Raw genomic sequence first — 8,712 nt, forward strand, 5'->3', positions numbered from 1 at the left:
ACGCGGCGGTCACGCTCGGCGGCGATCTCCGCGGGCAGCTCGAGCAGGCGTTCGAGGACGCGGACATCCTGTCCGTTCCGACATGTCCGCCGAGAGCCCCAGGATCTCGTCGCGCTGTCGGTGAACGGCTTCGTCCTGGGCCAGTGTCCCGAACGTGAACGGATTGGTTGCGCCACGCACACGAGCACTATGCATATCTGCGGAACGCACGTCGTACTGGAGTCTCTTCCATAAGATGAACTTATGGATACGCGTCAACTCGCCGCCTTCTGCGCCGTCGTGGAGCGTCGGTCGTTCTCCCAGGCAGCCGACCAGCTCGGGGTCACCCAGCCGGCCGTCTCGCTCCAGGTCCGCGCCCTCGAGAAGCGCCTCGGGACGCAGCTGCTCGACCGGTCGGGCCGTCGCGTAGAGCCGACGGAGGCGGGCCTCCGGCTCTACCGTGGGGCGCAGCGCCTGCTCACGCTCGAGCAGCAGGTGCTCGACGAGGTCGTCTCGGAAGGCGTCGGCGATCTCGCCGGCTCGCTGGGGATCGGCGCGTCGACCGGCCCGGCCGCAGTCGTGGTGCCGCAGCTTCTCTGCGAGTTCCAGCAGGCGCACGCACGGGTTCGCGTGGCCCTCGAGGTGCACGACACGCGGACGGTGGTCGAGCTCGTCGCGGACCGCCGGCTCGAGCTCGGGATCGTGGGCGCCGCGCCGCGGCACCGCGCGGTGCGGTTCGATCCGTTCGCATACGACGAGGTCGTGCTCGTCTGTCCGCCGGGGCACCGGTTCGGCGGACGGACGCTCGGGGCCCACGAGCTCGCGTCCGAGACCCTCGTCGTGATGCAGGAGGGGGCAGGCGTGCGCAGGATCGTGGAGGACGAGCTGCGGCGCCTCGGCCTCCGTCTGCGTGACCTCGACCTCCGGCTCGAGCTCGGCCTGCAGGAGTCGGTGCGCAGCGCCGTGCTCGCCGGCTACGGCGTGACGTTCATCTCGCGCGCCGCCGTCGAGTCCGATCTCGCGGCGGGCACATTGGTCGAGGCGCGCATCGAGGGCATGGACGGGAGGCGCGCGATCTCGCTGGCCCGCGCGACCGGACGCGCCCAGTCGCGGGTCGCCGAGGCGTTCGCCGCCTTCGCGCGCGAGCGCATCGCCACGATGGGCGGCCTTGGGCTCGTGCCGGCCGAACGGGCCGAGCGGTGACGGACGAGCGTCCCGCTCGTATCGTCCGCTTCGGGGCTGGGTCGCTCGCCGCTCTCGCAGATGTGTGCGCAGAGGCGGGGATCACGAGGCCGCTGCTCGTCGCCTCGCGTCGTGGCGCCGCGTCGGCCGGTGGGCTTCCGGTCGTGGGCGTCTACGACGGCGTTCGCCCCCACGTCCCGATCGACACGGTCCAGGAGGTCGCCGCTGTCGCTCGGGAGCGCCGGGCGGACGGGCTGGTGGCCTTCGGCGGAGGCAGCGCGATCGACACGTGCAAGGCGGCGGTCGCCGAGTTGGCGGATTCGGTCGAGCCGCTTCCGCGCGTCGTGGCGATTCCGACGACGTATGCCGGCGCAGAGTGGACCTCGGGGTTCGGGGTGCTCCTCGAGCCCGGGCGCAAGGGCGGCGGTCGTGACGAGCGGGCCCGCCCGATCGCGGCGATCTACGACCCGGAGCTGTCGCTCGACCTCCCCCTCGATGCGACGGTCGGGACCGCGATGAACGCCCTCGCGCACTGCGCCGAGGCGTACTACCACCCTGCGTGCACCGAGACCGCGGCGCGCCACGCCGACACCGGAGCCACCGCAATCGGGTATGCGCTGCCGATCGTGGCCGAACGACCCGGCGGCATCTACGGCCGCACGCGGCTGCTCGAGGGTGCCTTTCGGGCCGCGCTTGCCCTCGCGGAGTCCGGCCTCTGCCTCGCCCATGCGATGGCGCAGGCGCTCGGCGGCCGCTACGGGCTCCCGCAAGGCTCGATGAACGCCATCTGCCTTCCCGTGGCGCTCCGCTTCAACACGGAGGCGGTCCCCGACGCCGTTGCACGGTTCGGGAAGGCGCTCGGGACGGACGATCCCGTCGCTCGCGTCGAGGAGCTCGCGCGACTCGGCGGCTTCGGGCGGCTGCGCGACGTCGGCGTCCCGGAGGAGGAGCTCGACGTCGTCGCGGAAGCAGTCGTCGCCCGCCCTGGCGCGCAGGCGAATCCTCGTGCTGCGAGCCCGGCCGAGGTGACCGACCTCCTGCGGGAGGTGTGGTGACCGTCACGTGAACCGCTCGCCCTCGTCGCGGCGGTAGCCGAGCCACGCCGCGGCGAAGAACACCGCCGACCAGCCGGCGAGCGCCGCCGCATGGTGCAACGGCAGCGGGTGGTCGCCCGTGGCGACCGAGTCCAGCACCTCCATCCAGCTCCTCGTGGGAAGCGTTTGGGACGCGACGTCGGCACCGTGCGGGATGCCATCCGGCCGCGCCCAGAGTGCGCCGCCGATCGCGAGCGGGAGGAAGACGAGATTGGCGATCGGCAGGGCGGCCCGCGGAGGCAGCCAGTACCCGAATGCGACGCCGAGCAGTGCGAATGGGACGCACCCGACCAGCAGTGCGAGCGCAAGCGCCGCGAAGCGCCACGCTGGCATGCTCGCGCCGTAGACGGCGGTGCCGACGACCGCCACCACGCCCACCGTTATCGCGGCGAAGACGAGCGCCGAGAGCACACGCCCCGCCAGTCGCGTCGTGGCGCTCGCCGGCAGCGTCCGAAGATAGGTCTCCCAGGGCGTCGTGCGCGCGGTCGCGATCCCGACGCCGAACTGGAAGAACGTCACGGTGAGCAGCGCCATAGCCGCGAAGCCCGCGAGCATCCGCTCCGGCTCGCCGTGCTCGAAGCGCGAGCCGAAGAGGAGCATCACGATCGCGGGGAACGCGAGCGTCGGGACGGCATACGCCGGGTATCGCGCCAGTTGGGCGGTTTCCGTCCGCGCATGGACGACCGCAAGCCTCACCCGTCGTCGTTCCGCGTCAGCGTGACGAACGCGTCCTCGAGGCTGACCGGCGTCACGTGCAGGTCGTGGAAGGGCATGCCCGACCTGACGAGATCGCCGACGAACACGTCCGCGTCGGTCACGAAGACGATGTGTCGGTCGAGGTTCGACTCGACGCAGGAGATGCCCGCGAGCGGGGGCACCGACTCCGCTCGGAACGTCACGCGCGTGGTGCCCGCGCGGGCGCGGATGTCGGCGAGGCTCCCCTCGAGCAGGACCTTCCCTCGAGCGAGCAGGACGACGCGCGAGGCGATCTCCTCCGCCTCGGCGAGCTGCTGTGTGGTGAGGAGCACGGCGCCGCCGTCCGCCGCGAAGGCCGCGAGGTCGCCCAGGAGAGCTCGTCGTGTCCCCGCGTCCATGCCGGCCGTCGGCTCGTCGAGGAAGAGGACCTCGGGTCGCCCTGCGAGCGCCAGCGCAACGGCGAGCCGTCGCTGTTGGCCGCCCGAGAGGCCGACGGCCTGCCTGCCCGCGGCTGCGGTGAGGTCGAGCCGCTCGAGCGCCGCGTCCGCCGGGTAGGGGGCGGGGTAGTGGGCGCGCACGAGGTCGACGATCTCGCGGACGCGGAGCGTCGCTGGGAAGCCGACCTCCTGGAGCACGGCACCGACGCGCCGGCGGGAGGCGGGGTCGCGCGGGTCGCCGTCGAGGAGCCACGCGCGGCCGGCGTCGGGACTGCGAAGCCCGAGCATCACCGCAACGGCAGTCGACTTCCCCGCGCCGTTGGGACCGAGGAGCGCAAGGACCTCGCCGGCACGGAGCTCGAGGTCGACGTCGTCGAGCGCCCGTGTGACGCCGTACGACTTGACGACCCCCTCGAGGCGCGCCGCGACCTGCGCTTGTGCCTGCGGGATGGAGTCCTCCTGCGTCGTCGTGGCGGCGGGGCGGGGTCGAGTCGATGCTAGGGGGCGTGCCTGGGTCTGGCTAGTGTCCGAAACGGACACGTCGTGCTGTGTGAGGGCCGTGGCGCCCACACAGACGTTGTAAGCGCTGTGGGCGACGATCGCGGCGAGCAGCCGTCCGGTAGCCAGGTACGAGGCGCCGAACACCGATCCCGTGGCCAGGTGCGCCGTGGCCGCCCGGCCCTGGGGCCGCGCGTGTGCGGCCGCGAACATCCCGGAGCTCAGCACGAGGGCGCCGAGGCGGCCGACCGTTCCCCCGAGCAGACCGAGGACGAGGCCGCGCCAGACCGCCTCCTCCTGAACCGACCTGGCCGTGAGGATGATGCTTCGTACCAGCAGGCGGCGGCGCGGAGCCGCGCTGAGCGCCGCCGTGGGGAAGGGCCTCCGGGCGAGCGCGACGAAGAGGGTGGCCCCGGCGATCCCGCCGAAGGCGAGCGCCTCGCCGAACGGGTGCAGGCTCGGATCCACGGGATCCACCGGAGGCGCCGCGATCATCGCGGCCACTGCCACGACGAGCCAGCCACCGAGCCGCGCGACGGCCGTCATTCGCTCTCCGCTCCCACGGCGAGCAGGTAGAGCGAGGCCTCGTAGACGCCGTCCACATCGAGGAAGGCGTCGACCTTCCTGTCGAAGAAGCCTCCGACCGGCACGGCGGCGAGCCGAAGCGCGGCCGCCGCGAGCAAGAGCCCGTGCGCGGCATGCCCGGCCTCCATGAGCGTGAACCGGTACGCCCGGGCTCCGTACTTGAACCGGGAGCGCCAGAGCATCCCCGTGACGAGTACGACCGCGGCGCTCGGACCCAAGAGCTCGGCATATGGCGTCAGCCTTGCGACCTCCTCGTCCGAGGAGATCGAGCGCAGCAGCTCGAGCCCGTGTCGGGAGGGGTCGAAGTGGAAGAGCGCCACGTCGACGCCCTCGACGCGCAGGCATGCGACGTACAGCTCCAGCGGATACAGCGCACCGCCGGACGGCGCTGCGCGCACTGCGCCATACGGGCCCCCGAGCGTGCCCGTGACCCCGTACGCAGCGTGCAGCAACGTCGCGAGCTCGTCGAGACGGAGCGCCCGGGTGCCGTACTCGCGACCCGAGCGTCGCGCCGCGAGCGCGTCGCGGAGCCTCGCCTCGCCGAGCGCCGCGGGTGGGAGCGGCACGAATCGGCGATGGGGATGGCGCTTGACCGCGCGCGTCACGCTGATACGCATGTCGCCGCTCTGCTCCAGGCGAGTGGCTCCCGTCAGGAGAGGGTCGACGATCCCGGGGTACATCCGGGACGCCTCGTGGTAGTCCTCCGTGGGGTCGGGGTCCTGAAGCGCGTCGACGCCGGTCACGTGCGCGAGACGCACGGTCGGCACCTGTTCGGGCTCCCCGTGCCGTGCGTCTGTGTGGGCCGGGACAGACTCGTTCACGGGAAGGGGTGCGGGTCGTCGTTCAGGTCCGCCGGCTCGAGCACGGCCCGGGCCAGCCCCGCGTCGAAGGCCGCGGTGTAGAGCCGCCGGCACCCGAGGAAGCGGGCGGATTGGGCGACGTCCAGCGCGCAGAGCTCCGGCGCCACCACGCGGACCACCCGCAGCCCGAGGCTCTCGACGTCTGGAGAGGTCACGTCGACCGCGTAGGCCGACACGCCGTGACGCTCGAGGCGCTCCAGGACGGCATCGATCTGCTCACGCGGCGTGATACCCGTGAGCGGACGCGCGGCCGCGAGGGTCGTCCGCAGGTCCGACCCGTCGAGAAACGCGGCCCGCTGCGCGCGCTCGTGGGTCGCGTAGAAGAGCATATGGTCGTCGAACGTCCTGACCTCCTCCGCCCGGGGAAGCGGCCGGCGAGGCTCGACCTCACGCTGCAGGCCGAGCCAGCGGTACACCCCGAAGGCCTCCGAGAGCGCCTTGAGCCAGGCGTCCGGCATTCGCGCCGCGCAGCCCGCGCCGACCGCGAGCGCCGCCCGGGAGGCCGGAGGGCCGTGCAGAACGCCGAGCGCGACGGGGACGTCGAGAAGCGCGCTCGCGTCGACGACCGAGTAGCGGAGCCCGGTGACGGCGAAGAACCTCCGGTCCAGCCACTCGACCTCGCGGTCGCCGTCCCACGTGAGCAGCGGAAGTGAGAGGCGGTTGCTCCACACGACCATCACGGCGTCCCGCTCGACGAGCTCGAGCAGCCCGGCGAGCGCCGCCTCCATGAAGCTGGGGCCGCACGCGAGACCGCTGCTCGTCGCGAACGCGATGGGCCTCGTCCCTGCAGCCGGTGGCCGGAGGTAGACGAGCTCGGCAGGCACGAGGGCGGCGGAGCCGTCGGCGAGTGACATCCCCTCGACGAAGGAGGTCGGCGTGTCCGCCGTGAACGGAGTGAACGGAAAACCGGGGTCCGCGTACTGACACGGGTGGAAGAGTCCGAACCGCGACGGTGGGACCGCCGCGGCGCCGAGTTCTCGTGTGGTCGCGACGTGGACGCGTCCCTCGGGGACCAAGGCTGCCGAATAGCGCTCGAGCGCCTCACCGATCGCCGCAGCCCGGGCCTGCGCCGGGTTCGGGTGCGCACCGCTGCCGAACTCGACCGTGGGGGCGTCGAGCGTTCGCAGCGTCGGCGCCAGCTCGCTTGCGCAGTTCGGCAGCGGGGTCTCGTCGGGCGCGTGCATCGTCGTCACGGTCTGGCGCACGACGCCGACGAGCTGGGAGACCGCCGCGTCGAGGCGACGTAGCGACTCGTCGAGCGGCGTGAAGGGCGTGTCTGTGACGCTCACGGCCACTCCGCCTGGTGCCAGGGCGACGGGACAGCCTGTTGTGGTCCGCACGCCGCGCACCGCGGGACGCGGAGCAAGCGATGGTGTGAGAGGCGGATGACCGGTCCCGGATCGAGCGCGTACAGACAGCCGGGGAGAGTCGGGTCACGGACGGTGCACCAGCGGAGCGCCATGACGGCGGCGAGCGCCGCCGCCGCAGCCGCGAGCGAGGGCGGTGCGGACGCCCGCAGGGGCACGCGGTCGATCCGCTCGAAGTCTTCCTCGTAGCCGGAGCAGGCCCCGCGACGCATGACGTAGCACGCTCGGCACGCGGACGCTCCCGGAAGGAAGAGCGGCCCGATGACGAGATGGCGCCCGTCGTAGGGCAGGAGTTGGATCCAGGCGCCGCCGTCGTCGAGCCGCCTGTGGTTCAAGGACGTGAGCTCGTCGACCTCCTCCGGGCACGGGGAGGCGACGACGAGGGTGTCCGCGTCGACCGGCCCTTCGATCGGCCCGCGGTCGACGTGGAGAAAGCCGGTGTGCTGCAGCTGCTCGGCCGCCGCGTCCGCCCCGACGCCGGATCCAAGGACGACGACCTTTGCCTCGCCGAGGGCTGCCGAGGCGTCGGTGACGTTCGTGCGGCGGGTCACGGCGGCGACGTAGGACGCCGCCGCCGTGCCGGGCGTGCCGTCGGGCTCGCGGGGCGCGCCGTCGACGAGGAGCCCGTGGTGCGTCAGCAGTCCGAGCGCGTGCACGACGGCCGGCTCGACCGGTCGGCCGAGGGCGACCGCGATCTCATCCCGCGTGCGGGTTCCGTCGAGCAGCGGGAGGAGGCTGGGCAGGAGGGCCCGCACCGCGCGTCCCTCCAGCGTGACCAGGCTCCCGCCGTGCTCCAGCAGGAGCCGAGATCCGTCCTCGACGACGCGGCACCAGCCGACGAGAGCCGGGCGGGATGGGATGAGTGTCGCCTCCTGCACCGAGGCGTCTCACCAGCAGAGCTCGCAGCAGCAGCAGAGGACGAAGGAACAGCAGAGGGCGCACGAGCCCGGGTCGTCCTGCGAGGCGGCGTACACGGCGTTCCCAACGCCGCGAACACCGGCCGAGAGGTCGAGCAGCTCCTCGTTCAGCTCTTCGAACATGACGGCTCCTTTCGGTCTGATTGCACTGTTGCCAACGTCGCAAATGAGGCGGTCCAGCGCCAGATGTCCTTTGCATCGAAACGGTGCCGGTCTTTCCACAGGCGCCGAAACCCCGGGGGGCGTTGACCGCCTCCGGCTGCTCGCCGATCATCCGGAGGTGGCCGAGTACGCGCTCATCACCGCGGTCGTGGCGAGCCTTGCGATCTCGCTCGCGACGATCCCAGAGGCGCAGCTCGCGCGCCAGCTCCCGGTCACGGCGGCGCGTGCGCAGGCGCTCATCTCGAAAAGCGCCCGCGGCAACGGCGTCCCGGCCGCGCAGGCACGGTCGGTCATGGCGCATGCCCCGTACGGCCGGCCGGCGCTCCGGTACCTCTATGCGGAGGGCTGGATCACCGGCCGGAAGAAGGCGAGCGAGTGCGTCTTCGCCAAGGCCACGCCCGACTCGACGCAACGGGAGCTGGCTCGAGGACTGAAGTCCGACGATCGGTTACGGGCGCGCCTCGGCCGCATGCACGTCACGGTCGACCAGGCGGCCGGCGCGCTGACCCGCGGCACGGCTGCCGCCTGCTGAGCGGTCTCGTTCTCAGACCCGGTCGGCGGCGGCCTGCCTCGCTGCGACCACGCGCCTCAAGCTCGCGATGCCGACGATCCGGCCAGTCTCATCGGCGACGGGGAGGTGACGGAACCCGTGCTCGAGCATCGTGCGCGCGGCGTCCTCGACGTCCGTCTCGAGGGTGGCGGTGACGGGATCCTCCGTCATCCACTGGCGCACACGCGCCTCGCTCGTGTGGACTCGCGCCGCCATCGCCTTGAGCATGTCGCGCTCGGTGAGGATGCCGATCAGGCGGCCGTAGTCCTTGACGATGACCGCGCCGACGTTGGCACCGCTCATGCGCTCGGCGACCTCGCCGAGGGTGTCCTCCGGGGCGACTTCGATCGGCTCGGGGCGAATGACGTCTGACAGCTGCGGCATG

Annotated in this window: 10 protein-coding genes; 3 read left to right on the forward strand and 7 right to left on the reverse strand. The window is 72.4% G+C overall.

Annotation, left to right across the window (positions count from 1 at the left end; translation table 11 throughout):
- Positions 1 to 243: 243 nt before the first annotated feature.
- On the forward strand, positions 244 to 1,182 hold the full coding sequence (locus tag VNM44_RS13880; RefSeq protein WP_325626480.1) for a LysR family transcriptional regulator: 939 nt from the start codon (positions 244 to 246) through the stop codon (positions 1,180 to 1,182).
- Complete coding sequence (locus VNM44_RS13885) at positions 1,179 to 2,216, forward strand: iron-containing alcohol dehydrogenase (RefSeq protein WP_325626481.1); 1,038 nt, start codon at positions 1,179 to 1,181, stop codon at positions 2,214 to 2,216. The genes VNM44_RS13880 and VNM44_RS13885 overlap by 4 nt, the downstream gene beginning before the upstream one ends.
- A 3-nt stretch (positions 2,217 to 2,219) precedes the next feature.
- Here VNM44_RS13885 and VNM44_RS13890 read toward each other — a convergent pair whose 3' ends face one another.
- The 6 genes from VNM44_RS13890 to VNM44_RS13915 are packed head-to-tail and all read right to left on the reverse strand — an operon-like array spanning position 2,220 to position 7,738.
- Positions 2,220 to 2,951, reverse strand: a complete 732-nt coding sequence (locus VNM44_RS13890) for an ABC transporter permease (RefSeq protein ID WP_325626482.1) — start codon at positions 2,949 to 2,951, stop codon at positions 2,220 to 2,222.
- Positions 2,948 to 4,432 (reverse strand): ATP-binding cassette domain-containing protein, encoded by a 1,485-nt coding sequence (locus VNM44_RS13895; protein ID WP_325626483.1) that lies wholly within the window; start codon positions 4,430 to 4,432, stop codon positions 2,948 to 2,950. The genes VNM44_RS13890 and VNM44_RS13895 overlap by 4 nt, the downstream gene beginning before the upstream one ends.
- Complete coding sequence (locus VNM44_RS13900; RefSeq protein WP_325626484.1) at positions 4,429 to 5,229, reverse strand: SagB/ThcOx family dehydrogenase; 801 nt, start codon at positions 5,227 to 5,229, stop codon at positions 4,429 to 4,431. The genes VNM44_RS13895 and VNM44_RS13900 overlap by 4 nt, the downstream gene beginning before the upstream one ends.
- A gap of 59 nt (positions 5,230 to 5,288) precedes the next feature.
- Positions 5,289 to 6,620: a YcaO-like family protein gene (locus tag VNM44_RS13905; RefSeq protein ID WP_325626485.1), complete on the reverse strand. Its 1,332-nt coding sequence runs from the start codon at positions 6,618 to 6,620 to the stop codon at positions 5,289 to 5,291.
- Positions 6,617 to 7,576 (reverse strand): TOMM precursor leader peptide-binding protein, encoded by a 960-nt coding sequence (locus tag VNM44_RS13910; protein WP_325626486.1) that lies wholly within the window; start codon positions 7,574 to 7,576, stop codon positions 6,617 to 6,619. Before VNM44_RS13910 ends, VNM44_RS13905 begins: the two co-directional genes overlap by 4 nt.
- A 9-nt stretch (positions 7,577 to 7,585) precedes the next feature.
- Complete coding sequence (locus tag VNM44_RS13915) at positions 7,586 to 7,738, reverse strand: hypothetical protein (RefSeq protein ID WP_325626487.1); 153 nt, start codon at positions 7,736 to 7,738, stop codon at positions 7,586 to 7,588.
- A 157-nt stretch (positions 7,739 to 7,895) separates the two neighbouring features.
- Between VNM44_RS13915 and VNM44_RS13920 the strand changes: the two genes are divergently transcribed.
- The gene (locus VNM44_RS13920; RefSeq protein ID WP_325626488.1) at positions 7,896 to 8,309 is read left to right on the forward strand and encodes a hypothetical protein; all 414 of its coding nucleotides are present in this window, start codon (positions 7,896 to 7,898) and stop codon (positions 8,307 to 8,309) included.
- Between the two features lie 12 nt (positions 8,310 to 8,321).
- Here the strand turns inward: VNM44_RS13920 and VNM44_RS13925 are convergent.
- On the reverse strand, positions 8,322 to 8,712 hold a 391-nt coding region (locus VNM44_RS13925; protein ID WP_325626489.1), incomplete at its 5' end, for a CBS domain-containing protein.

The sequence above is a fragment of the Gaiella sp. genome (assembly GCF_035558935.1).
GTDB lineage: Bacteria > Actinomycetota > Thermoleophilia > Gaiellales > Gaiellaceae > Gaiella.